The sequence below is a fragment of the Streptacidiphilus alkalitolerans genome (assembly GCF_042511045.1).
In the GTDB taxonomy this organism is placed as follows: domain Bacteria; phylum Actinomycetota; class Actinomycetes; order Streptomycetales; family Streptomycetaceae; genus Streptacidiphilus; species Streptacidiphilus alkalitolerans.
This window is the reverse complement of record NZ_JBHEZX010000026.1, coordinates 55,459-78,706: the sequence shown is the minus strand read 5'-3', so window position 1 is coordinate 78,706 and position 23,248 is coordinate 55,459. Positions and strand designations below refer to the sequence as shown.

The window sequence follows — 23,248 nt, the reverse complement described above, 5'->3', positions numbered from 1 at the left end:
AATGCATATGGATATGCACAACGTGGTGGACGGCAAGGTCGTCGTCGGCAAGGCGGACGTCTCTCCGGCGGACGTGATCGCCGTCGCCCGCGGGAACGCCCGCATCGAGATCTCCGGTGACGCGCTCGCGGAGATGGCGGGCTCCCGGGCCCGCATCGACGCCCTGGCCGCCGAGGCCCGGCCCGTCTACGGGGTGTCCACCGGCTTCGGCGCCCTCGCCGTCCGGTGGATCGAGCGCCCGCTGCGGGCCCAGCTGCAGCGCTCGCTGGTCCGCTCGCATGCCGCGGGCATGGGCCCGCAGGTCGAGCGCGAGGTCACCAGGGCGCTGATGTTCCTGCGGCTGAAGACCCTCGCCTCGGGCCGGACCGGGGTGCGCCCGCTGGTCGCCGAGACCATGGCCGCGATCCTCAACGCCGGGATCACCCCGGTGGTCCGCGAGTACGGCTCGCTCGGCTGCTCCGGCGACCTGGCCCCGCTGTCGCACTGCGCGCTCACCCTGATGGGCGAGGGCCTGGCGTACGGTCCCGACGGCGAGGTCCGTCCGGCCGGCGAGCTGCTCGGCGAGGCCGGGATCACTCCGGTGGAACTGGCCGAGAAGGAGGGCCTGGCCCTGATCAACGGCACCGACGGCATGCTCGGCATGCTGCTGCTGGCCATCGCCGACCTGGGCCGGCTGTTCAGCACCGCCGACATCACCGCCGCGATGTCGCTGGAGGCCCTGCTCGGCACCGAGAAGGTGCTGCTGCCCGAGCTGCACGCGATCCGGCCGCACCCGGGCCAGGGCGCCAGCGCCGCCAATATGCTCAAGGTGCTGGCGGGCTCCGGCCTGACCGGCCATCACCAGGACGACGCGCCAAGGGTGCAGGACGCCTACTCGGTCCGCTGCGCCCCGCAGGTGGCCGGAGCCGGCCGGGACACGCTGACCCATGCCGCCCTGGTCGCCGAGCGCGAGCTGGCCGCCGCGGTGGACAACCCGGTGGTGCTGCCCGACGGCCGGGTCGAGTCCAACGGCAACTTCCACGGCGCCCCGGTGGCCTATGTGCTGGACTTCCTGGCCATCGCCGCCGCCGACCTCGGCTCCATCGCCGAGCGCCGCACCGACCGGCTGCTGGACAAGAACCGCTCGCACGGCCTGCCGCCGTTCCTCGCGGACGACCCCGGCCTGGACTCGGGCCTGATGATCGCTCAGTACACCCAGGCGGCGCTGGTCAGCGAGAACAAGCGGCTCGCGGTGCCGGCCTCGGTGGACTCCATCCCCTCCTCGGCGATGCAGGAGGACCATGTCTCGATGGGCTGGTCCGCCGCCCGCAAGCTGCGCCAGTCGGTGGACAACCTGGCCCGGATCCTCGCGGTGGAGCTCACCGCCTCGGCCCGGGCCCTGGAGATCCGCGTCAACACCGGCAGCGGCCCGCTCGCCCCGGCCACCGCCGCTGCCCTTGCCGCCGCCCGCGCGGCCGGCGTCGGCGGCCCCGGCACCGACCGCTTCCTGTCCCCGGACCTGGACGCGGCCGAGCTCTTCGTGGCCGGCGGCGGCCTGGTCGCGGCTGTCGAGGCGGTCACCGGGCCGCTGGCCTGACGCACCGTCGGCGGCGCCGTGACGACTGCTCAGCGGTCGTCCCGGTGCCGCTCCTCGTACCGCTGGCTGCGGGCCTGGACGAAGTTGAGGCCGACGATCCCGCTCCAGACGATCACCAGGCCGCCGGCCTGGGCGAAGTTCGCCCCGATCGCCGACAGCGGGATCGCCGCCACCAGCGAGACGTACTGGAAGATGCCGAGGCCCCAGTTCCGTTGCTGCTGGCGGGCGGCCGGGGCCTGGGCCGGGGCCCCGTCCCGGCCCAGCTCGCGGCGCACCCGCACCGCGATATGGGCGTCGAGCCGCTGGTCGAGACGCTGCAGAAAGCCGTCCAGGACCTCGTCCTCGTACTCGGGGCCCAGTTCCCGTGCCGTGTGGGCCGTGGCCCGAAGATCCTTCTTGATCTCGCTGTCACTGGTCTGCATGCCATTGAGCGTAGGGAGTCGGCGGCCTCCTGGACCCCCGTCTCAGGGTCGAGTCAGGGAAAGGTCAGGGCCGTCCGGCTGTCAAGACGGCACTTGCCGACTCTGCATGGAGTCATGCAGAGTCAACGCAGAGTGAATGTCAGGTCCACTGCCCAGAAGAGCCCAAGAAGAGCCGAGGAGGGGAGTGCGATGCCCACCACACCGCCACTCACCGAGACGGATGCGATCGCGCCGGGTCCCTCCGGCAGGCTGCTCCGCCTGTTCGACGGGCACCGGCTGACGCCCACCCAGCGTCGTATCGCCCACAGCCTGGTGCGCAACGCGGCCGAGGCGCCGTTCCTGTCCAGCGTCGAGGTCGCCGAGCTGGCGGGGGTCAGCCAGCCCTCGGTCACCCGCTTCGCGGTCGCTCTCGGCTTCGACGGCTACCCGGCCCTGCGCAAGCAGTTGCGCGAACTCGGCCTGGGCGACCCGGACGCGGTGGACGCCCGCCGGGAGACCCAGCACGACGTGGTCCGCAATGAGCAGCAGCAGGCGGTGCTCACCGAGATCGCCAATCTGCAGCACCTGGCCTCGGTGCTGGCCGACCCGGAGCCGGTGCTCAGGGCGGCCCGGCTGCTGGCCGCCTCGCGTCCGCTGCTGGTGCTGGGCCTGCGGGCGGGGGCCGCGCAGGCGCACGGCTTCGCCTACTTCGCGGCCAAGGTGCACCCGGACGTGCGCCTGCTGAACGAGGGCGGCAGCATGCTGCTGGACCGGATCGAGCAGGCGGCGCAGGCCGGCGCGACCACGCTGATCTGCTTCGCGCTGCCCCGGCACCCGCGTGAGCTGCTGGAGGCGCTGACCGCGGCCAAGCGGGCCGGGCTGACCGTGGTCACCGTGGCGGACAGCGCGTTCGCCCCGGTCGCCGGGCTGACCGACCTGATGCTGCCGGCGGCGGTGGGCTCCAGTCTGATCTTCGACACCGCCTGCGCGCCGATGATGCTGGGACGGGTGCTGCTGCAGGCGATGTGCGACGAACTGCCCGGGGCGGTGTCCCGGCTGGAGGAGTTCGAGCAGGCGGCGGCGGGTCGCGGCCTCTTCGTCGGCTGACCGCTTCCTTGGCAGGCCGCCGCAACGGTCTTCCGGTCTTTCAGCCAATCCTCACCCTCGCGCGCTATTGTCCCGCCAGATTGTGACGGTTCGGAGGCTGGGAGGGTTCCGATGCGCGGTACCTATGCGTTGGCGCGTGTGGTGGTGGTCCGCGGGGCGGTGGCACGCACGCTGCTGTGGATCGGCTTGGTCGGCGCGGTGGCGGGGCTGATCGTCCCCAGCCTGACCGGCGTCCGGCGGGGGCTGATGATCGGCGCCGCGGCCTTCGTGCTGTTCACCCTGATCGGACTGCTGCAGCGGTTCCGCTGGTACGGGGGCCGGGCCAAGGCCGTGGAGAAGGCCGCGTTCGCGGTCACCCTGGAGCCCCCGGCGGAGACCAGGCAGCGGCTGGCCCGGGGCCATGCGCTGTGGCTGGTCGTCGGCATGTCGCTGACCAGCGCGCTCGGGCTGACGGCCGGACCGGCCGCCGGGATGCTGGTGTTCGGCTACGGCTTCGGGCTGTTCTGCGCCACCCGGCTGCAGGCCCGCTGGGAGCGCTCGCACGAGACCCTGCTCTGGGCCAGGACCGAGGACGGCCGACTGCTCGGCCGGCGCAGCCGGATCGGCGCCTTCGCCGGGACCGGGCCGGCCGCGGGCCAGGTGCGCCGCCCGGTGGTCCGCGGCGCCGGACGCGTCCGCCGGGCCTGACCGAAGCCGGGCCTGACCGAAGCCGGGCCTGCCCGGTGGCGGCGCCCGGCCGCAGGACCGTGCCCCCGGCGCAGACTCCGGGGGCACGGCCGTTCCTGGCGGCGGGTCAGCCCGCGAGCAGCTTGGCCTTCGCCGCGGCGAACTCCTCCGGGGTGAGCAGGCCCTGTTGGACCATCTGGCCGAGCTGGGCCAGCTGGTCCGTCAGCTCGCCGCCGGCCGCCGGCGCGGCGGGCCGCGGCGGGGCGTTCCTGGCCTCCAGGTCGGCGATGGCCTGGTCCTGGTCGGCGTCCTGCTGGGCGTTGCGCGCGGACCTCCGGCCCATGCCGTAGGCCGCGCCGCCGACGATCGCGCCGCGCAGCAGCGGGGCGCCCAGCGGACGGCGGACGATGACGGGTCGCATCGGTCGGAACATGACGGCTACTTCCCTAGCTTGCGTTGGCGAGCGCCTGGTGCGCTTCGGTGATGTGCTCCGGCGGGATCCGTACCGACGCGGCGACGCGTCCGCCCGCGCTGCGGAACGCCTCGGCGGCCTCGGACGCCCAGACGTGCTCGACCAGGATCAGCAGCGCGCTGCTGCCGGGCTCCAGCAGTTCGGCGGCCTCGGCCGCGTCCTCCTCGCCCATCAGATTGAGCGAGTCGCCGGCCGGGGCCACGTCCTTGAGGTGCTCGAACTCGGCCAGTTCGGCGGCGCTGACACTGCCGTCCGCGGCCTTGACCACCACCAGCGTGTCGATCACCCGCACCCCGCCGGACCTCCGCAGCGCCGTGAGGGGTGCCACCACGTCCGGGCCGATCCGCTCGCCGGGGAAGGCGAGCACCAGGAATTCCACAGGGCCCACGGGGCTCTCCTCTCGGTTCGGTAGGAGTCAGCATATGGTCCATATAGCAATCAAGTGGACATAGCGGACTCTCTGCCTCTGGTGCCGCCCTGCATGATTGGATATCTTCAGAGAAGAAGCATCTGAATGGAACCATCCACCGACAGGTCGGGAGAGTCATGACGCAGCACCAGAGCGGCCCGCGACCGGTACGCGCGGCCCGCGGCAACACCCTCAGCACCCAGGGGTGGCAGCAGGAGGCCGCCCTGCGCATGCTCATGAACAACCTCGACCCGGAGGTGGCCGAGCACCCCGACAAGCTGGTCGTCTACGGCGGCACCGGCAAGGCGGCCCGCGACTGGCGCAGCTTCGACGCCATGGTCCGCACCCTGCAGACGCTGAAGCAGGACGAGACCATGCTGGTCCAGTCGGGTCGGCCGGTCGGTGTGATGCAGACCCACGAGTGGGCCCCGCGGGTGCTGCTGGCCAACTCCAACCTGGTCGGCGACTGGGCCAACTGGGAGGAGTTCCGCCGTCTGGAGCACCTCGGCCTCACCATGTACGGGCAGATGACCGCCGGTTCCTGGATCTACATCGGCACCCAGGGCATCCTGCAGGGCACCTACGAGACCTTCGCCGCGGTCGCCGCCAAGAAGTTCAACGGGACGCTGGCCGGGACGATCACCCTGACCGCCGGCCTCGGCGGCATGGGCGGCGCCCAGCCGCTCGCGGTCACCATGAACGACGGCGTGGCGATCTGCATCGACTGCGACCAGTCCCGGATCACCCGCCGGATCGAGCACCGCTACCTGGACGTCGAGGCCACCAGCCTGAAGCACGCCCTGGAGCTGGCCGTCGAGGCCCGCGACCAGCGCAGGCCGCTGTCCATCGGCCTGCTCGGCAACGCCGCCGAACTGGTCCCGCAGCTGCTGGCGATGGACGCGCCGATCGACATCGTCACCGACCAGACCAGCGCCCACGACCCGCTGGCGTACCTGCCGGTCGGCGTGGACTTCCACGACATGGCGACCTACGCCGCCGAGAAGCCGGCCGAGTTCACCACCCGGGCCCGTGAGTCCATGGCCAAGCACGTGGAGGCGATGGTCGGCTTCCAGGACAAGGGCGCCGAGGTCTTCGACTACGGCAACTCGATCCGCGGCGAGGCCCAACTCGCGGGCTACACCCGGGCGTTCGACTTCCCCGGCTTCGTTCCCGCCTACATCAGGCCGCTGTTCTGCGAGGGCAAGGGCCCGTTCCGCTGGGCCGCCCTCTCCGGCGACCCCAAGGACATCGCCGCCACCGACAAGGCGGTGCTCGACCTCTTCCCCGAGAACGAGTCCTTGGCCCGCTGGATGAAGATGGCCGGCGAGCGGGTCCAGTTCCAGGGCCTGCCGGCCCGGATCTGCTGGCTCGGCTACGGCGAGCGCGACAAGGCCGGTGAGCGCTTCAACGAGATGGTCGCCGACGGCACCGTCTCCGCGCCGCTGGTGATCGGCCGGGACCACCTGGACTGCGGCTCGGTGGCCTCCCCCTACCGGGAGACCGAGGCGATGCTGGACGGCTCGGACGCGATCGCCGACTGGCCGCTGCTGAACGCCATGGTCAATGTGGCCTCCGGCGCGTCCTGGGTCTCCATCCACCACGGCGGCGGGGTCGGCATCGGCCGCAGCATCCACGCCGGGCAGGTCACCGTGGCGGACGGCACCAGGCTGGCGGGCGAGAAGATCCGCCGGGTGCTCACCAACGACCCCGGCATGGGCGTCATCCGCCATGTCGACGCCGGTTACGACAGCGCGGTGGAGGTCGCCGCCGAGCGCAACGTCCGGATCCCGATGCGCGAGGGCCAGTGAGCATCGAGGAGAAGCTCGGCTCCGCCGCCGACGGGCACCGCCGGATGTGGGCCGAACTGCTGCCGGTCGGACGCTTCGACGCGTCCGGCGGGTACCGCAGGCACGCCTGGACCGCGGCCGACGCCGAGTGCCGGGCCTGGTTCGAGCAGCAGGCCGCCGACCGCGGCCTGCACTACGAGCTGGACCGCAACGGCAACCAGTGGGCCTGGTACGGCGACCCCGCGGCCGGCGGGGCCGTCGTCACCGGCTCGCACCTGGACTCGGTCCCGGACGGCGGCGCCTTCGACGGCCCGCTGGGCGTGGTCTCCGCCTTCGCCGCGCTGGACGCGCTGCGCGAGCGCGGCTTCGCCCCGGTGCGCCCGCTCGCCATCACCAACATGGTGGACGAGGAGGGCGCCCGGTTCGGCGTCGCCTGCGTCGGATCCCGGCTCACCGCCGGGGTACTGACGAAGGATCAGGCCTACGGCCTGCGGGACGCGGACGGGGTCAGGCTGCCGGACGCGATGGAGGCGGCCGGCCAGGACCCGTCCACCATGGGCCGGGACGACGAGCGGCTGTCGCGGATCGCCGCCTATGTCGAACTCCACGTCGAGCAGGGCCGGTTCCTCGCGGAGACGCCGCACCCGGTCGGGGTCGCCTCGGCGATCTGGCCGCACGGCCGCTGGCGCTTCGACTTCCACGGCGAGGCCAACCACGCGGGCACCACCCGTCTGGAGGACCGCCGCGACCCGATGCTGAGCTACGCCAACACCGTGCTCTCGGCCCGGAAGAAGGCCCGGCTGCACGGCGCCCTGGCCACCTTCGGCAAGGTCAGCGTGGAGCCCAACGGCACCAATGCCATCGCCTCGCTGGTGCGCGGCTGGCTGGACTCCAGGGCCGCCGACGAGGCCACCCTGACCGCGCTGGTCGAGGAGATCGCCACGGCGGCCAGGGAACGGGCCGAACGGGACGGCGTCCGGGCCGAGGTGGTCCGCGAGTCCTACACCCCGGTGGTCGACTTCGACGCGCCGCTGCGGGACCGGCTCGCCGGCGTGCTCGGCGCCGGCACCCCGGTGCTGCCGACCGGCGCGGGCCACGACGCGGGCATCCTGTCCTCGGTGCTGCCCACCGCGATGCTGTTCGTCCGCAACCCGACCGGTGTCTCGCACTCCCCGAGCGAATTCGCGGAGGAGGCCGACTGCCAGGCCGGCACGGCGGCCCTCGCCGACGTCCTGGAGGACCTCACATGCCGCTAGCCGTCCAGCAGTTCTGGGCCCCGCACGCCTGGCTGGACCCGGTGGTCGAGTCGGAGGTGCTGATCACCGTCAGCGGCGACCGGATCAGCGCGGTCGTCCCGGACAGCGGCCCGGCCCCGGCCGGGGCGACGGTACTGACCGGGCTGACCCTGCCCGGCATGGCCAACGCCCACTCGCACGCCTTCCACCGGGCCCTGCGCGGCACCGTCCAGGTCGGCAGCGGGACCTTCTGGACCTGGCGCGACACCATGTACCGGGCCGCCGACGCGCTCGATCCGGACAGCTACCTGGAGCTGGCCACGGCCGTGTACGCGGAGATGGCGCTGGCCGGGATCACCGCGGTCGGCGAGTTCCACTATCTGCACCACGGCCCGGCGGGCGTCCGCTACGCCGACCCCAACGCGATGGGGGAGGCGCTGATCGAGGCCGCCGGGCGGGCCGGGATCCGGATCACCCTGCTGGACACCTGCTACCTCTCGGCCGGTTTCGGCGAGGCCCCGAACCGGCACCAGCGCCGGTTCAGCGACGGCGACGCGACCGCCTGGGCGGAGCGGGCCGGGGCGCTCACGCCCCGCGCGCACGCCCGGATCGGCGCGGCGATCCACTCCGTCCGCGCCGTCCCCGCGGAGCAGCTCTCCACCGTGGTCGACTGGGCGGCGGAGCGGCGGGCGCCGCTGCACGTCCACCTCTCCGAGCAGACCGCCGAGAACGAGACCTGCCTGGCCCGGCACGGGCTGACGCCCACTCAACTGCTGTCCGAGCACGGCGCGCTGGGCCCGCGCACCTCGGCGGTGCACGCCACCCACCTCACCGAGGGGGACATCAAGCTGCTCAGCGGCTCGTCCACGGTGGTCTGCATGTGCCCGACCACCGAGCGCGACCTCGCCGACGGCATCGGCCCGGCCCGGCGGCTGGCCACCGCGGGCAGTCCGGTCTCGCTCGGCAGCGACAGCCACGCGGTGATCGACCCGTTCGAGGAGGCCCGGGCGCTGGAGCTGAACGAGCGGCTGGCCACCCAGCGCCGGGGCCACTGGACCGCGGCGGCCCTGCTCCGCGCCGCGACCGAGGACGGGCATGCCTCGCTGGGCTGGCCCGAGTCCGGCCGGCTGGCGCCCGGCGCGCTGGCCGACTTCTGCAGCATCGCACTGGACACCCCGCGCACCGCCGGGCCCGAACCCCGCCTCGGCGCCGAGACCGCGGTCTTCGCCGCCACCTCCGCGGACGTCCGGGACGTGGTGGTCGGCGGCCGGACCGTGGTCCGCGACGGCGTCCACCGGACCGTCCCCGACGTGGGCGCGGCGCTCGCCCGGGCCATCTCCGCCGTGAGGAGCGCACACCCATGAGCAGCACCCTGATCACCGGTATCGGCAGTCTGGTCAGCAATGACCCGGACCTCGGCAGCGGCCCGCTGGGCCTGCTCGCCGACGCCGCCGTGGTGGTCGAGCAGGGCCGGATCGCCTGGGTCGGCCCGGCCGCCGCCGCCCCCGACGCCACCGACCAGGTGTTCGACGCCGCTGGACGGGCCGTCATTCCCGGCTTCGTCGACTCGCACTCCCATCTGGTCTTCGCCGGGGACCGCACCGCGGAGTTCAACGCCCGGATGTCCGGCCGGGCCTACACCGCGGGCGGCATCCGCACCACCGTCGCCGCCACCAGGGCCGCGACCGACGCCGAGCTGGACGCCAACGTCGCCCGCTACGTCCGGGAGGCGCTGCGGCAGGGCACCACGGTGATCGAGTGCAAGTCCGGCTACGGCCTCACCGTCGAGGACGAGGCCCGGGCCCTGCGGATCGCGGCCCGGCACACCGACGAGGTCACCTACCTGGGCGCGCATGTGGTCGCCCCGGAGTTCGCCGACGACCCGGCCGGGTACGTGGACCTGGTCACCGGCCCGATGCTGGACGCCTGCGCCCCGCACGCCCGCTGGGTGGACGTCTTCTGCGAACGCGGCGCCTTCGACGGCGAGCAGGCCAGGGCGGTGCTGCGGGCCGGCGCCGAGCGCGGGCTGACCCCCCGGATCCACGCCAACCAGCTGACCGAGGGCCCCGGTGTGCAGCTCGGGGTGGAACTGGGCGCGGCCTCGGCCGACCACTGCACCCACCTCACCGACGCGGACGTCGCCGCGCTGGCCGACGCCGCGGACACCACCGTGGCGACGCTGCTCCCCGGCGCGGAGTTCTCCACCCGGGCCCGCTACCCGGACGCGCGCCGGCTGCTGGACGCCGGCGCCACCGTGGCGCTGTCCACCGACTGCAACCCGGGCTCCAGCTTCACCAGCTCGGTCCCGTTCTGCATCGCGGTCGCGGTGCGGGAGATGGGGATGACCCCGGACGAGGCGCTCTGGTCCGCGACGGCCGGGGGCGCGGCGGCGCTGCGCCGTACCGATGTGGGCCGGGTGTCCGTGGGCGCCCGGGCGGACCTGGTGCTGCTCGACGCCCCCTCGCACGTCCACCTCGCCTACCGGCCCGGTGTGCCGCTGGTGGCGGCGGTCTGGGCGGCCGGCGTGCGGGCGGTCTGACCGCCGTCCGCCCGCCGCTCCAGCCCCGACGTTCACATCCCGCGCTGAGAGTGTCCGCCCCTTTGCCTTGACTTCTAAATCTGACGGGTCGTCAATAAGCGGCAGCACAGGGCCGACCGTCCCGTCCGCGGCTAGGGGGACAGGGACTGCCGGCCCGTACGGCACCGTGGCGCCGATCGAAGCGTAGTCCTGGTGGACCTCGGCCGGGAGGTCGGCCCGCGGTGGTCCGAGACGGCTGCCACGCAGCGGGCGTGGCGGTGGCCGTACGTCCACCGAAAGGGGCACCAGGATCGTGTCGCACTCCTCAGGTTCAGCACCTCCCGTCCGACCAGCGCCCCGACGACGCCGCGCGCTCCGCGCCGCCGTCGTCGCACTGCTGGTCGCGGCGGCGCCGGTCGCGCTCGCGGCCCAGGCCCGGGCGGACACCGCGGGGACCACCGTGTCCTTCGCGACGACCTGCACACCCGGCGTCGTCCCGGCCATCCACGGCACCACCAAGGCCGAGATCACGGTCGACAACACGGCACCCAAGGCCGGTGACACGGTCACCGTCACCTATGACGTGATCCAGCCCGCGTCCGGCAACCCGACCGCCTCCGACCTCCCGGCGAACAGCATCCTGCCCAGCGGCACGGTGGTCCTCGGCGGCGGGCAGACCGGCTCGGTCGCGGTGACCGGGACCAGGACCAACGTCCCGGTGCCCGGCAACTCGCCGTTCCCGGCCTTCAAGATGACCGGCACCTTCAAGGTCACCGGTTCCGGGGCGATCACCCTCAGCCCCGGCAACTACAACATCAACTCCAACTACATCATCAACCTGGACACTCCCTGCACCATCGACACCCCGCCCGCCGGGGTGTCCAACACCATCACCGCCGGTCCGGCGACCGTCCCCAACACCCGGGCGATCACCGCCAACCCCAGCTCGGGACCGGCCGGGACCGCGGTCACCGTGAAGGGCACCGGCTTCACGCCCAACACCGGCGTGATCGTGGCCGGCTTCAGCGGGCAGACGGCGACGGGCGACTCCGCCGTCGCCACCACCGACGCGGCCGGGGCGTTCAGCGCCCCGATCACCATCACCGCCGCGGCGACCACCGGGATCATCGCCTTCGAAGGGGCCGCGTACGACCCCGCCACGGCAGCACCGCCGGCGGCCTTCAGCGTCACCGCCGTCACCCCGCCGGGCGGCGCCGCGCAGACCCTGAACAGCTCGGTCAAGGGCGGCGACCTGACCATGACCCAGGCCGGTGACACCGTCAGCCTGACCTCGGTCGACTTCGGCACCGGCGGCAGCTCCACCGGTTCGCTCAACGCCGTCACCGTCAAGGACTACCGCGGCGGAGCCAGCGGCTGGTCGCTGACCGCGAGCAACACCAACTTCACCGGCCCCGGCAGCAGCACCATCCCGGCGGCCAACCTCAGCTGGACCCCCGCCTGCACCACCACCGCGGGCAGCCCCAGCACCTGCGCGGCCGGTTCACCCGGCACCGTCGGCACGGCCGGGGCCACCCTCGCGGGCACCCCCGCCGCGACCCTGACCGGCGGTCAGTTCAGCGCCACAGCGGATCTCTCGCTGGACGTCCCGGCGTTCACCGCACCGGGCGACTACAGCTCCACGCTCACGCTGACCCTGGCCTGAGCCCCGGCTGAACCCCCCGTGGGCGGCGGCCCAGGCCGCCGCCCACACCCCCCGCGCCGTTGGAGGACCGCCGATGCACCGCGCGCTGACATACCTGCGGCTACTACTGGCCTCGCTGCTCGCCGTGGGCGGGCTCGCGCTCGGGGCCGGGCCGGCCGCCGCCGCCGACAACGGCACCTGGTCGGTGTTCCCGGTGCCCTCCGCCCCGAACAGCAAGGCGGTGACCCCGGACCGGCAGTACTTCTACCTGGAGGCCGCGCCCGGCGCGACCGTGCACGACAAGGTCTCCGTGGCCAACCTCTCCGACCGGCCGATGACCTTCCAGCTCTACGGCGCGGACGCCTACAACACCCCGCGCGACGGCGGCTTCGCGCTGCGCGCCGCCGACCAGAAGCAGACCGGCGTGGGCGCCTGGACCCACCTCGGCCGCAGCACCCTGACCGTGGCCCCGCACACCCGCACCGACGTCCCGTTCACCATCACCGTCCCGGCCGGGGCCGAGCCGGGCGACCACCCCGGGGCGGTGGTCGCGCTGGACACCGCGGTCGAGGCGACCAGCACCAGCGGCCATGTCGCGGTGGGCATCAAGCGGGCCGTCGGCGCCCGGATCTACCTGCGGGTCTCCGGGCCCGCGGTGCCGGCCGTCAGCATCAGGGACCTGCGGATCGACCGCAGCAGCCCGCTGGTGCCGGGCCTGGGCGCGTCCCGGGCGACCATCCACTACACCCTGGTCAACCGGGGCAATGTCACCATCCACCCCAAGCTGGTGCTCAGCGCCAAGGGCTGGATCGGCGGGACCGTGCTCAGCACCGGGCCCACCGACCTCGGCGTCGACCTGCTGCCGGGCCAGCAGGTGCAGCTCTCCGCGGCCTGGCCGCATCCGCCGCAGTTCGACCACGTCAGCCTGACCGTCTCGGTGAGCGGGAGCGACGCCTCGGCCGGCGCCGGGGCCGGCTTCCTGGCCGTGCCCTGGTTCCTGGTCGGACTGGTGGTCCTGCTGCTGGTCGCCGCGCTGCTGCTGGCCCGGTGGCTGCGCGGCCGGAGGCGCCGCCCGCAGCCCGGCAGCGGCGGCGGAAAGCCGGTACGGGTCGGAGCCGCCGCATGAGACGGCTGACGCCGCGTCGGCTGCTCGTGCTGGCGCTGCTGCTCCTCACGCTGCCGGTGGCACCGGCCCGGGCGGACGGCCGCGGCACCGTGGCCGTCGCCCCGGGCACGGCCGCACCGGGGGCGACCACCACGGTCACCGGCAGCGGCTGGCCGGCCGGGACGCTGCTCACCGTGCTGCTCTGCGGGCAGAACGCGGTCAGCGGCACCGACAGCTGCGCCAACACCGCCGAACGGGCCGTCACCACCGCACCGAACGGCACCTTCACGGTGAAGCTGCCGGTGGTCGCGCCGCCCAAGCCCTGCCCCTGCGTCATCCGCACCACCTCCGTCACCGGGGCCGACCTCACCGTGGACACCCCGTTCCCGGTCCTCGGCGTCGCCGAGGTGCCGATCGTGCCGACCCCGGCCAAACTGCTCGCGCTCACCGCCGAGTTGGACGGCGGCAACGGCCCGATGAACTGGTTCGGCGCCCCGGCGCACCGGGTGCTGCGGGTGCTGGTCGCCAACCTCGGCAGCACGGCGGTGCAGAATCCGGTCTTCCGACTGGGGGTCTGGCACTCGGTGTTCGCGCCGGGCTGGCAGGACTACCAGTGGACCGGGACGATCGCGCCGGGCGTCCGGCAGGAGATCGACGTCCCGGTCGACCTGCCCTTCGCCGCCCACGGCGGCTACTCGATCGAACTCGCTTATGCAGGACGGCAGCTGGCGACCCGTCAGGCAGAGCTGCCCCGTCCCTGGGGAGTGGCCCTGTTCTGGGCGCTGCTGTACGTGGTGGTCCCGGTGGGGCTGTTCCGCACCGGCCTGTACCTGCTCGACCGGCGGCGTCCGCGCGCGGTGCCCGCCGAGCCCGGACCGCCCACCCTCGACCTGCCCTGGTTCGCACCCGGCACCGTGCTGCTCCCCGTCCACCCGACCTCCAGCAAAGGAACCTGAACCGTGCACCAGCACCGAAACAGCCTCACCTGGGGACTGCTCCTGTCCGTGTCCGGCGCGGCCCTCGTCCTCGGCACGCAGCAGGCCGAGGCGGCGAACGTCAGCTATCCGACGACCTGCACCCCGCCCAAGGTCTCCGGCCTGCCGCTGATCCACGGGAGCACCACCGCGAGCCTGAGCAGTTCCAACAGCTCGCCCAAGGTCGGCGACACCGTCACCATCACCTGGCGGACCGTGAAGGCCGCGTCCAACAATCCGGGCCTGGTCGACCTCCCGAAGAACGTGGTGACCCCCACCGGGACCCTCGCCATGGGCGGCGCGCAGAGCGGCAGCCTGGCCGCCAAGGGACCGAAGAGCAATCCGGCCACCAAGAAGAACTCGCCGATGCTGCTCCCGGCCATGACGGCCAGCGTGAAACTGACCAAGGCCGGGACGGTGACCTTCCGGCCGGGCGCCTACACCATCAACGTCGACTACATCGTGCCCACCGACACCGTCTGCGTACCGGACGGCACCCCGGCGGTGGGCCTGACCCTGACCGTCGGCGCGGGCAGCGGCAGCACCACGACCGGCGGGACCACCACCACGGGCGGGACCACCGGGAGCACCACCACGACCGGCGGGACCACCACCACGGGCGGCAGCAGCAGCACCGGCGGCAGCAGCGGCGACCTCGCCGCCACCGGGGGTGACAACGCCACCGTCCAGTCGCTCGGGCTGGTCGGCGGAACGGTCCTGCTGATCGGCGCGGCGGTGTTCGTACTCACCCCCTGGCGCCGGCTGCGCCGTCCAGGGGCGCGCTGACGCGGCGGCCGCACCCTTACCTGGGCTGATCGGTGGAAGAAGCCCGCTCGCGGTCTACGATCAGACCCATGACGCGTGTACTGCTCGCCGAGGACGACGTAGCCATCTCGGAACCGCTTGCCCGCGCGCTGCGCCGCGAGGGATACGAGGTGGTGGTGCGCGAGGACGGCCCCTCCGCCCTGGAAGCCGGCCTCGAGGGCGGAAACATCGACCTCCTGGTGCTCGACCTCGGCCTGCCCGGCATGGACGGCCTGGAGGTCTGCCGTCGGCTGCGCGCCGACGGCCACGGCTTCCCGGTGCTGGTGCTGACCGCCCGCGCCGACGAGGTCGACACCGTCGTCGGCCTGGACGCGGGGGCCGACGACTACGTCACCAAGCCGTTCCGGCTGGCCGAGCTGCTGGCCCGGGTCCGGGCCCTGCTCCGGCGCGGCACGGTGGACCTGACCACCGGGGCGCACGGCGTCAAGATCGACGTGGAGTCGCACCGGGCCTGGATCGGCGACGAGGAACTGCAGCTCTCCGCCAAGGAGTTCGAGCTGCTCCGGGTCCTGGTCCGGGACGCCGGACGGGTGGTCACCCGGGAGCAGATCATGCGCCAGGTCTGGGACACCACCTGGTGGACCTCCACCAAGACCCTGGACATGCACATCTCCTGGCTGCGCAAGAAGCTCGGCGATGACGCCGCCAGCCCCCGCTACATCACCACGGTGCGCGGCGTCGGCTTCCGCTTCGAGAAGGGCTGACCCGGGCGGTGAGGCGCAGGCTGATCAACTCCACCCTGGCCGTGGTGCTGGTGGTGGTGGCGCTGTTCTGCGTCCCGCTCGCGCTGGTCGAGAAGAGCAGCATCGAGAGCAACGCCCAGGACCAGGTCACCTCGGAGGCGCTGCACCTGCTCGGCGTGGTCGAGAACCGGCTGGTCGCGGGGGAGCGGATCGAATCCGAGGCGCTCTCGGGGCTGACCAGCCAGAACGCCCAGCGCTACGCTGTGGTGACCGTTCCCGGGCAGCCGACCATCACCCTCGGCGACCGCCCCGCCGGGGACGACCCGGTCAGCGCCACCGAGACCGGTGCGCACGGCGAGCAGGTCACCGTCCAGGAGTCGCGTGAGCCGCTGAACCGGGAGGTCCGGAACATGCTGCTGCTGCTGACGCTGGTCGCGCTGCTCAGCATCCTGGCCGCGGCGCTGCTCGCGGTGTGGCAGGCGCGGCGGCTGGCCCGTCCGCTCACCGAGCTGGCCGAGACCGCCGAGCGGCTCGGCTCCGGCGACCCCAGACCCCGGCAGCGCCGGTACGGGGTGGTCGAGCTGGACCGGATCGCCGAGGTGCTGGACGCCAGCGCCGACCGGATCGGCCGGATGCTGACCGCCGAACGCCGGCTCGCCGCCGACGCCTCGCACCAGCTCCGCACGCCGCTGACGGCGCTGTCGATGCGGCTGGAGGAGATCGCCGAGACCGACGACCTGGTGACCGTGAAGGAGGAGGCCGCGATCGCCCTGGTGCAGGTCGAGCGGCTGACCGACGTGGTGCAGCGGCTGCTCACCAACAGCCGGGACCAGCGGAACACCTCCGCGGCGACGGCCTTCGAGCTGGACGACGTGATCAAGCAGCAGGCCGAGGAGTGGCGCTCGGTGCTGACCAGGGCCGGCCGCACCCTGCACCTGGAGGGCCCGCCGGGGCTGCGCGCGCTGGGCACCTCGGGCGCGGTCGCCCAGGTGCTGGCGGCACTGATCGAGAACTCGCTGATGCACGGGGACGGCGCGGTGACCATCAGGACCCGGGTCAGGGACACCTCGGTGGTGCTGGAGGTGCAGGACGAGGGCGCGGGCGTATCCAGCGAGCTGGGCGCACGTGTGTTCGAACGCGCGGTGAGCGGCCACAACTCGACCGGCATCGGCCTGGCGGTCGCCCGCGACCTGGCCGAGGCGGACGGCGGTCGCCTGGAGCTGCTGTCGCAGAAACCGCCGGTGTTTGCGCTATTCCTCGGAAGGCAGGGCGGCTAGGGACGGGTCGGCGGCGGGGACGGCCTTGAAGACCCAGGTCCGGTAGGACCAGAACCGGAACAGCGTGGCGACACCGATGCCGATGATGGTGAAGGCCAGGCTGGCCAGCTTGCTCTTCATGTCGAGACCGTAGGTCAGCGCGTAGAGCACACCGTTCTGGACCACCAGCCCGATCCCGCTGAACAGCAGGAACAGCATGATTTCGCGGGAACGGGTCTTCTTGTCCGCGTCCCGGTACACCCAGTAGCGGTACCCCACGTAGTTCGAGGCGATCGCGATCAGCGTGGCGACGATATTGGCCCGGACGGTCTGCATGACGTCCAGCAGCGGCACCAGGACCACCAGCTGCACGACCACGCCGACTATGCCGACCACACCGAACTTCGCCAGCTCATTGATGAGCCGGCGGAGTACGGAGGGCGGCGCGGCGGGGGACTCGGCGCTGATGGTGGTCGTCATCGTCAGATGCCCGTCTCTTCGTCAGTGGCTCCGGCGGAGCGTCATTAAATGCTAGTTCGCACACACCTGTCCGGCATGGGGACGGCACGCGTATCTCATCCGACTCTCACGTTCTACGGTGCGCCCGCCCACGATAGACGATGGCTCGGAGCGCCTGCGCGGCCTGCGCCCTGGCCTGCGGTAATGCAGCCGCGGCCGTCCATATACCATCGAGCCTGTGACTTTTCCGGTAGTCGGCATGATCGGTGGCGGGCAGCTGGCCCGCATGGCCCACCAGGCGGGGATCCCGCTGGGAGTGCGCTTCAGGCTCCTCGCGGACACCCCGCAGGACTCCGCGTCCCTGGTGGTGAACGACGTCGTCCTGGGCGACTACCGGGACCTGGACACGCTGCGGCGCTTCGCGGCCGGCTGCGACGTGGTCACCTTCGACCACGAGCACGTCCCCACCGAGCACCTGCGGACGCTGCAGGCGGAGGGCGTGGCCGTCCGGCCCGGCCCGGACGCGCTGGTGTTCGCCCAGGACAAGGGCCTGATGCGGGCCAGGCTGGACCAGCTGGGCGTGCCCTGCCCCCGGCACCGGCTGGTCGCCGACCCGGCCGACGTCTCCGCCTTCGCCGCCGAGGGCGCGGGCTACCCGGTGGTGCTGAAGACCACCCGCGGCGGCTACGACGGCAAGGGCGTCTGGGTGGTCGCGGACGAGACCGAGGCAGCGGAGCCCTTCCGGGCCGGTGTGCCGGTGCTGGCCGAGGAGAAGGTGGACTTCGTCCGCGAGCTCGCCGCCGACGTGGTGCGCTCCCCGCACGGGCAGGCCGTGGCCTACCCGGTGGTCGAGTCCTGGCAGAAGGACGGCATCTGCCACGAGGTCACCGCCCCCGCCCCCGACCTCCCGGACGCGCTCGCGGCCGAGGCCCAGGCGCTGGCGCTGCGGATCGCCGGCGAGCTGGACATCACCGGCCACCTGGCGGTCGAGCTGTTCCAGACCCGGGACGGCCGGATCCTGGTCAACGAGCTGGCCATGCGCCCGCACAACTCCGGCCACTGGTCCATCGACGGCGCGGTCACCTCGCAGTTCGAGAACCACCTCCGCGCGGTCCTGGACCTGCCGCTCGGCGACCCGCGCCCGCGGGCCCGCTGGACCGTGATGGTCAACGTCCTCGGCGGCGACTACCCGGACATGTACCACGCCTACCTGCACTGCATGGCCCGCGATCCGGGGCTGCGCATCCACATGTACGGCAAGGACGTGAAGCCCGGTCGTAAGGTGGGCCATGTCACCGTCTTCGGCGACGACCTGGACGACGTCCGGGAGCGCGCCCGCCACGCCGCCGCGTACCTGCGCGGCGACATCACCGAGTAGTCGTCAGTAGGAGAGCTGGAATGCCTGAGCAGCCCTTGGTCGGCATCGTCATGGGATCGGACTCCGACTGGCCGGTGATGGAGGCCGCGGCGAAGGCCCTCGACGAGTTCGAGGTCGCCTACGAGGTGGACGTCCTCTCCGCGCACCGGATGCCCCGCGAGATGATCACCTACGGGGAGGAGGCCGCCGGGCGCGGCCTCAAGTCGCTCATCGCCGGCGCGGGCGGCGCCGCCCACCTGCCCGGGATGCTGGCCTCGGTCACCACGCTGCCGGTCATCGGCGTCCCGGTGCCGCTGAAGTACCTGGACGGCATGGACTCGCTGATGTCGATCGTGCAGATGCCGGCCGGGGTGCCGGTCGCCACCGTGTCCATCGGCGGCGCCCGCAACGCCGGGCTGCTCGCGGTGCGGCTGCTGGCCGCCTTCGACCCCGAACTCGCGGAGAAGATGCGGGACTTCCAGCTGGAGCTGAACAACCAGGCCGCGGACAAGGGCAAGAAGCTCCGGGCCAAGGTCGGCGGCGCCAGCAGCTTCGGCTTCGGCGGATGAGCGCGGACGCCGCCGGCGCGGACCTGCTGGCCGAGGCCCGCGCGCTGCTCGCCGCGCACCCGGTGGTGGACGGCCACAACGACCTGCCCTGGGCCCTGCGCGAGCAGGTCGGCTACGACCTGGACCGGCGCGACATCGCCGCCGACCAGCGCGCCCATCTGCACACCGACCTGGACCGGCTGCGGGCCGGCGGGGTCGGCGCGCAGTTCTGGTCGGTCTTCGTCCGCTCCGACTACGCCGGGGACCACGCGGTCAGCGCCACCCTGGAGCAGATCGACCTGGTGCACGCCCTGGTCGCCCGCTACCCGGACCGGCTGCGGCTGGCCCTCGGCGCGGACGACATGGAGTCGGCCCGGGCGCACGGCCGGATCGCCTCGCTGATGGGGGCCGAGGGCGGCCACTCCATCAACAGCTCGCTGGCCACTCTGCGGGCCCTGTACACCCTGGGCGTCCGCTATATGACGCTCACTCACAACGACAACCTGCCCTGGGCGGACTCCGCCACGGACAAGCCGGTGGCCGGCGGCCTGACCCGCTTCGGCGAGGAGGTCGTCCACGAGATGAACCGGCTGGGCATGCTGGTCGACCTCTCGCACGTCTCCGCCGACACCATGCGGGACGCGCTCAGGGTCACCCGCGCGCCGGTGCTCTTCTCGCACTCCTCCTCGCGCGCGGTCTGCGACCACCCGCGCAACATCCCGGACGACGTGCTGGAGCAGCTGCCCGGCAACGGCGGTGTGGCGATGGTCACCTTCGTCCCCAAGTTCATCCTGCCCGAGGCCATCGAGTGGACCCGGGCCGCCGACGTCAACATGGAGGCCAACGGCTTCCACGCGCTCGACACCACCCCGGACGCGATGGTGGTGCAGCGGGCCTTCGAGGCGTCCCACCCGCGCCCCCGGGCCAGTGCGGCGACCGTGGCCGACCACCTCGACCACATGCGCGAGGCGGCCGGGGTGGACCACATCGGCATCGGCGGCGACTTCGACGGCACGGCGTTCACCCCGGACGGCCTGGAAGACGTCTCCGGCTACCCCAACCTGATCGCCGAACTGCTCGGGCGCGGCTGGTCCGAGGCCGACCTCGGCAAGCTGACCTGGGGCAACGCGGTCCGGGTGCTGCGCGACGCGGAGCGGGTGGCCCGTGAGCTGCGGGACCGGCGGCCCTCCATCGCCACGATCCAGCAGCTGGACGGCTGATGTCCGCCGACCTGGTGTTCACCGGGGGACCGGTCTTCACCCCCGGCGGTACGGCCTCCGCCGTGGCCGTCGAGGGGGAGCTGATCAGCGCCGTCGGGCACGACGAGGTGCGCGCGCTGATCGGGCCGAAGACCGAGGTGGTGGACCTGGCCGGGCGGTTGCTGCTCCCCGGCTTCCAGGACGCGCATGTCCACGCCGTCTTCGGCGGCGTGGAACTCGGCGAATGCGACCTCACCGGCACCACCGACCCGGCCGAGTACCAGCGCAGGATCCGCCGCTACGCCGAGGCCCACCCCGAGCGGGAGTGGATCACCGGCGGCGGCTGGTCCATGGAGAGCTTCCCCGGCGGCACCCCCACCCGGCAGCTGCTGGACGCCCTGGTCCCCGACCGCCCGGTCTACCTGGTCAACCGGGACCACCACGGCGCCTGGGCCAACACCCGGGCCCTGGAGCTGGCCGGCCTCACCGCCGACAGCCAGGACCCCGCCGACGGCCGGATCGAACGCGAGGCCGACGGTACCCCCAGCGGCACCCTGCAGGAGGGCGCGACCGTCCTGGTCGCCCGGCTGGTCCCGCCCAGCACGCCGGAACAGCGGCTGGCCGGGCTGCTGCGGGCGCAGCGGCTGCTGCACTCGCTCGGCATCACCGGCTGGCAGGACGCCATCCTCGGCGAGTTCAACGGCCAGGCCGACCCGTCCGACACCTACCTCGCCGCGGCCGAGGCGGGCACCCTCACCGCGCGGGTGAACGGCGCCCTGTGGTGGGACCGCTCGCGCGGCGCCGAGCAGATCCCCGAACTGGTCGAACGCCGGGCCCGCCTACGGGCCGGACGCTTCCGGGCCGACTCGGTGAAGATCATGCAGGACGGCATCACCGAGAACTTCACCGCCGCCATGACCAGCCCCTACCTGGACAGTTGCGGCTGCGCCACCGCCAACAGCGGCCTCAGCTTCGTCGATCCGCAGGCCCTGCTCGGTTATGTCACCGCCCTGGACGCGCTCGACTTCCAGGTGCACTTCCACGCCCTCGGCGACCGCGCGGTGCGCGAGGCCCTGGACGCGGTCGAGGCCGCGCGCCGCGCCAACGGATGGCGCGACACCCGGCACCACCTGGCCCACCTCCAGGTGGTCCACCCGCAGGACGTGCCGCGGTTCCGGGCGCTGGGCGCGGTCGCCAACATCCAGCCGCTGTGGGCCGCGCACGAGCCGCAGATGGACGAGCTGACCATCCCGTTCCTGGGCGGCGACAGCGCCTCCTGGCAGTACCCCTTCGGCGACCTGCTGCGGGCCGGTGCGACCCTGGCCTGCGGCAGCGACTGGCCGGTCAGCAGCCCCGACCCGCTGCAGGGCATCCATGTGGCGGTCAACCGGCGCGGCCACGGCGAGGAGCGGCCGGTGTTCCTGCCCGGGCAGCGGCTGGACCTGGCCACCGCGCTGACCGCGTACACGGCCGGTTCGGCCCATGTGAACCACCACGACCGGACCGGCACCATCCGGGTCGGCGCCCTCGCCGACCTGGCCGTCCTCGACCGCGACCCGTTCGCCGGCCCGCCGGAGCAGATCGGCGCGACCGGCGTCGCCCGCACCTACGTCGGCGGCGAGCAGGTCTGGGCGGCGCCGGGGGAGTGACTCAGTCCGGCAGCCCGCGCTCCGCGGCCCGGACCGCCACCGCCCAGGCCACCGCCAGCAGCACCACGGCACCCACCAGCGGCAGCGCCGGGAACCGGGTCGCGGCGTCGGCCGAGTCCGAGGTGAAGGCGTCACGGATGGCGCTGTTCACCGGCGAGCCCGGGGCGACCAGCAGCACCAGCGAGGCCGCGGCCAGGCTGAGCACGGCCGTCGCCGGGCGGTTCAGCAGCGGCGGCGCGCAGAGCGCGCCGAGCGCGGTGCCCGCGAGCAGTCCGATCAGCACGGCGGTGCCGCCGTCCCTGGCGATCGCGGCCAGCGGCGGATTCGGGACCCCCAGCGGCGGGCTGCTGAGCGTCCACTCGAACACCCCGGCCACCACCGCCAGTACCGCGCCGCAGGCCAACGCGGCGCAGAGCGCGGCCAGTTGGGCCCGCCGCGGCCCGCTCGCCGCCGCCACACAGGCCCGGGCCGCGCCGGGCTCCCCGGTGAGGACGGTACGGGTGAGCCAGCCCGTGCAGGGGACCAGCATCCCGGCGCACCAGCCCAGCGAGTCCCCGTACTGCTGCCCGCCGAACTGCCCGGCCACGATCAGCATGGCGAACAGCAGCACCGGCGGCAGCCAGCGCTGGGAACGGAGCAGCAGCCCGAGCTGATAGCGGATCAGATCCCTCATCGCACGCTCTCGATCCGGGCCCGGGGGTCCTCCCTGAGCTCCCGCAACAACTCCGCACTCTCGGTGCTCAGCGTGATCCGCACGGTACTGCTCTGCTCCGCGTCGGTGACCGCCACACCCCCGTCGCCGACCTGCCAGCGCAGCACCGGCCTGGCGGCCAGCCGGGCCGGGTCGTGGTCCACGAACAGCACGGTCCCGCCGCCCGCCAGCCGCTCGTCCACAGCGGTGTCCAGCTCGGCCCTGGCGTCCTGGTCCAGGCCGGTCCAGGCCTCGTCCAGCACCAGCAGCTCCGGTTCGCCGAGCAGGGCTTGGGCGACCGCGACCTTCTGGCAGGTGCCCTTGGACAGCTCGGCCAGCGGGGTCCGCGCGAAGGCCGCCGCGCCGAAACGTTCCAGCAGCTCCCCGGCCCGCTGCGCGGGCTCCCGCAGGCCGTGGATCCGGCCCAGGTGGCACAGGTAGTCGTGCGGGGTGAACGGCAGCGCGGCCGGAAAACGCTCCGGCACATACGCCCGGCGCGCGGGCCGGTCCCGCACGCTGCCCCGGGTGGGGGAACACACCCCGGCCACCACCCGCAGCAGCGTGGACTTCCCACCGCCGTTGCCGCCCTGGGCCCGGATCAGCTGCCCGGCCGGAACGTCCAGGCTGACCCCGCGCAGCACCCACGGATCCCGGAGGCCGTACCGCACGCCGATACCGTCGAGTCGCAT

23 protein-coding genes are annotated in these 23,248 nt (G+C 73.2%); 17 read left to right on the top strand and 6 right to left on the bottom strand.

Annotated elements, in window-relative coordinates; translation table 11 throughout:
* Window positions 1–7: 7 nt before the first annotated feature.
* On the top strand, window positions 8–1,576 hold the full coding sequence (gene hutH, locus ACEZDG_RS36000) for a histidine ammonia-lyase (RefSeq protein WP_380518620.1): 1,569 nt from the start codon (window positions 8–10) through the stop codon (window positions 1,574–1,576).
* 29 nt (window positions 1,577–1,605) lie between these two features.
* Here hutH and ACEZDG_RS35995 read toward each other — a convergent pair whose 3' ends face one another.
* The gene (locus ACEZDG_RS35995; protein ID WP_380518616.1) at window positions 1,606–1,998 is read right to left on the bottom strand and encodes a hypothetical protein; all 393 of its coding nucleotides are present in this window, start codon (window positions 1,996–1,998) and stop codon (window positions 1,606–1,608) included.
* 189 nt (window positions 1,999–2,187) lie between these two features.
* Between ACEZDG_RS35995 and ACEZDG_RS35990 the strand changes: the two genes are divergently transcribed.
* Together ACEZDG_RS35990 and ACEZDG_RS35985 are read left to right on the top strand one after the other, a co-directional pair.
* Window positions 2,188–3,084, top strand: coding sequence for a MurR/RpiR family transcriptional regulator (locus ACEZDG_RS35990; protein ID WP_380518613.1), 897 nt, complete (start codon window positions 2,188–2,190; stop codon window positions 3,082–3,084).
* A gap of 111 nt (window positions 3,085–3,195) precedes the next feature.
* Window positions 3,196–3,771, top strand: a complete 576-nt coding sequence (locus ACEZDG_RS35985; RefSeq protein WP_380518609.1) for a hypothetical protein — start codon at window positions 3,196–3,198, stop codon at window positions 3,769–3,771.
* A 106-nt stretch (window positions 3,772–3,877) separates the two neighbouring features.
* Here ACEZDG_RS35985 and ACEZDG_RS35980 read toward each other — a convergent pair whose 3' ends face one another.
* Together ACEZDG_RS35980 and ACEZDG_RS35975 are read right to left on the bottom strand one after the other, a co-directional pair.
* Entirely contained in the window at window positions 3,878–4,171 is a 294-nt protein-coding gene (locus ACEZDG_RS35980; RefSeq protein ID WP_380518605.1) for an SHOCT domain-containing protein, read from the bottom strand.
* 25 nt (window positions 4,172–4,196) lie between these two features.
* A complete protein-coding gene (locus ACEZDG_RS35975) occupies window positions 4,197–4,610 on the bottom strand; it encodes a DUF6325 family protein (RefSeq protein ID WP_380518601.1) in 414 nt (137 codons plus the stop codon).
* A gap of 158 nt (window positions 4,611–4,768) precedes the next feature.
* Here ACEZDG_RS35975 and hutU point away from each other — a divergent pair, with 158 nt between their 5' ends.
* The 10 genes from hutU (at window position 4,769) to ACEZDG_RS35925 (ending at window position 16,677) form a co-directional block, all read left to right on the top strand.
* Window positions 4,769–6,439: a urocanate hydratase gene (hutU, locus tag ACEZDG_RS35970; RefSeq protein WP_380518598.1), complete on the top strand. Its 1,671-nt coding sequence runs from the start codon at window positions 4,769–4,771 to the stop codon at window positions 6,437–6,439.
* Between the two features lie 44 nt (window positions 6,440–6,483).
* Window positions 6,484–7,674 (top strand): allantoate amidohydrolase, encoded by a 1,191-nt coding sequence (locus ACEZDG_RS35965; RefSeq protein WP_380518661.1) that lies wholly within the window; start codon window positions 6,484–6,486, stop codon window positions 7,672–7,674.
* The gene (locus ACEZDG_RS35960; protein ID WP_380518595.1) at window positions 7,665–9,017 is read left to right on the top strand and encodes a formimidoylglutamate deiminase; all 1,353 of its coding nucleotides are present in this window, start codon (window positions 7,665–7,667) and stop codon (window positions 9,015–9,017) included. Before ACEZDG_RS35965 ends, ACEZDG_RS35960 begins: the two co-directional genes overlap by 10 nt.
* Window positions 9,014–10,192 carry an imidazolonepropionase gene (gene hutI / locus ACEZDG_RS35955; protein ID WP_380518592.1) on the top strand — a complete coding sequence of 393 codons (1,179 nt, stop codon included), beginning with the start codon at window positions 9,014–9,016 and terminating at the stop codon, window positions 10,190–10,192. Before ACEZDG_RS35960 ends, hutI begins: the two co-directional genes overlap by 4 nt.
* A gap of 292 nt (window positions 10,193–10,484) precedes the next feature.
* On the top strand, window positions 10,485–11,834 hold the full coding sequence (locus ACEZDG_RS35950) for a WxL domain-containing protein (RefSeq protein WP_380518589.1): 1,350 nt from the start codon (window positions 10,485–10,487) through the stop codon (window positions 11,832–11,834).
* A gap of 73 nt (window positions 11,835–11,907) precedes the next feature.
* Window positions 11,908–12,939 (top strand): WxL protein peptidoglycan domain-containing protein, encoded by a 1,032-nt coding sequence (locus tag ACEZDG_RS35945; RefSeq protein ID WP_380518587.1) that lies wholly within the window; start codon window positions 11,908–11,910, stop codon window positions 12,937–12,939.
* Complete coding sequence (locus ACEZDG_RS35940; protein WP_380518584.1) at window positions 12,936–13,874, top strand: hypothetical protein; 939 nt, start codon at window positions 12,936–12,938, stop codon at window positions 13,872–13,874. Before ACEZDG_RS35945 ends, ACEZDG_RS35940 begins: the two co-directional genes overlap by 4 nt.
* 3 nt (window positions 13,875–13,877) lie before the next feature.
* Entirely contained in the window at window positions 13,878–14,678 is an 801-nt protein-coding gene (locus tag ACEZDG_RS35935) for a hypothetical protein (RefSeq protein ID WP_380518581.1), read from the top strand.
* Window positions 14,679–14,746: 68 nt separating this feature from the next.
* A complete protein-coding gene (locus ACEZDG_RS35930; protein WP_370085175.1) occupies window positions 14,747–15,421 on the top strand; it encodes a response regulator transcription factor in 675 nt (224 codons plus the stop codon).
* Window positions 15,422–15,429: 8 nt separating this feature from the next.
* The gene (locus ACEZDG_RS35925; protein ID WP_380518578.1) at window positions 15,430–16,677 is read left to right on the top strand and encodes an ATP-binding protein; all 1,248 of its coding nucleotides are present in this window, start codon (window positions 15,430–15,432) and stop codon (window positions 16,675–16,677) included.
* Here ACEZDG_RS35925 and ACEZDG_RS35920 read toward each other — a convergent pair.
* A complete protein-coding gene (locus ACEZDG_RS35920) occupies window positions 16,651–17,136 on the bottom strand; it encodes a GtrA family protein (RefSeq protein WP_380518575.1) in 486 nt (161 codons plus the stop codon). The two genes, ACEZDG_RS35925 and ACEZDG_RS35920, sit on opposite strands and share 27 nt — an antisense overlap.
* A gap of 217 nt (window positions 17,137–17,353) precedes the next feature.
* Between ACEZDG_RS35920 and ACEZDG_RS35915 the strand changes: the two genes are divergently transcribed.
* From ACEZDG_RS35915 to ACEZDG_RS35900, 4 genes are read left to right on the top strand one after another with little or no spacing between them, the layout of a single operon-like run.
* Complete coding sequence (locus tag ACEZDG_RS35915) at window positions 17,354–18,493, top strand: 5-(carboxyamino)imidazole ribonucleotide synthase (protein WP_380518572.1); 1,140 nt, start codon at window positions 17,354–17,356, stop codon at window positions 18,491–18,493.
* 20 nt (window positions 18,494–18,513) lie between these two features.
* Window positions 18,514–19,041, top strand: a complete 528-nt coding sequence (gene purE, locus ACEZDG_RS35910; RefSeq protein ID WP_380518569.1) for a 5-(carboxyamino)imidazole ribonucleotide mutase — start codon at window positions 18,514–18,516, stop codon at window positions 19,039–19,041.
* The gene (locus ACEZDG_RS35905) at window positions 19,038–20,240 is read left to right on the top strand and encodes a dipeptidase (protein WP_380518568.1); all 1,203 of its coding nucleotides are present in this window, start codon (window positions 19,038–19,040) and stop codon (window positions 20,238–20,240) included. Before purE ends, ACEZDG_RS35905 begins: the two co-directional genes overlap by 4 nt.
* Entirely contained in the window at window positions 20,240–21,868 is a 1,629-nt protein-coding gene (locus tag ACEZDG_RS35900; RefSeq protein WP_380518566.1) for an amidohydrolase, read from the top strand. Before ACEZDG_RS35905 ends, ACEZDG_RS35900 begins: the two co-directional genes overlap by 1 nt.
* 1 nt (window position 21,869) lies before the next feature.
* Here ACEZDG_RS35900 and ACEZDG_RS35895 read toward each other — a convergent pair whose 3' ends face one another.
* Both ACEZDG_RS35895 and ACEZDG_RS35890 read right to left on the bottom strand, forming a co-directional pair.
* On the bottom strand, window positions 21,870–22,541 hold the full coding sequence (locus ACEZDG_RS35895) for an ABC transporter (protein WP_380518563.1): 672 nt from the start codon (window positions 22,539–22,541) through the stop codon (window positions 21,870–21,872).
* Window positions 22,538–23,248, bottom strand: coding sequence for an ABC transporter ATP-binding protein (locus tag ACEZDG_RS35890; protein ID WP_380518560.1), 711 nt, complete (start codon window positions 23,246–23,248; stop codon window positions 22,538–22,540). The genes ACEZDG_RS35895 and ACEZDG_RS35890 overlap by 4 nt, the downstream gene beginning before the upstream one ends.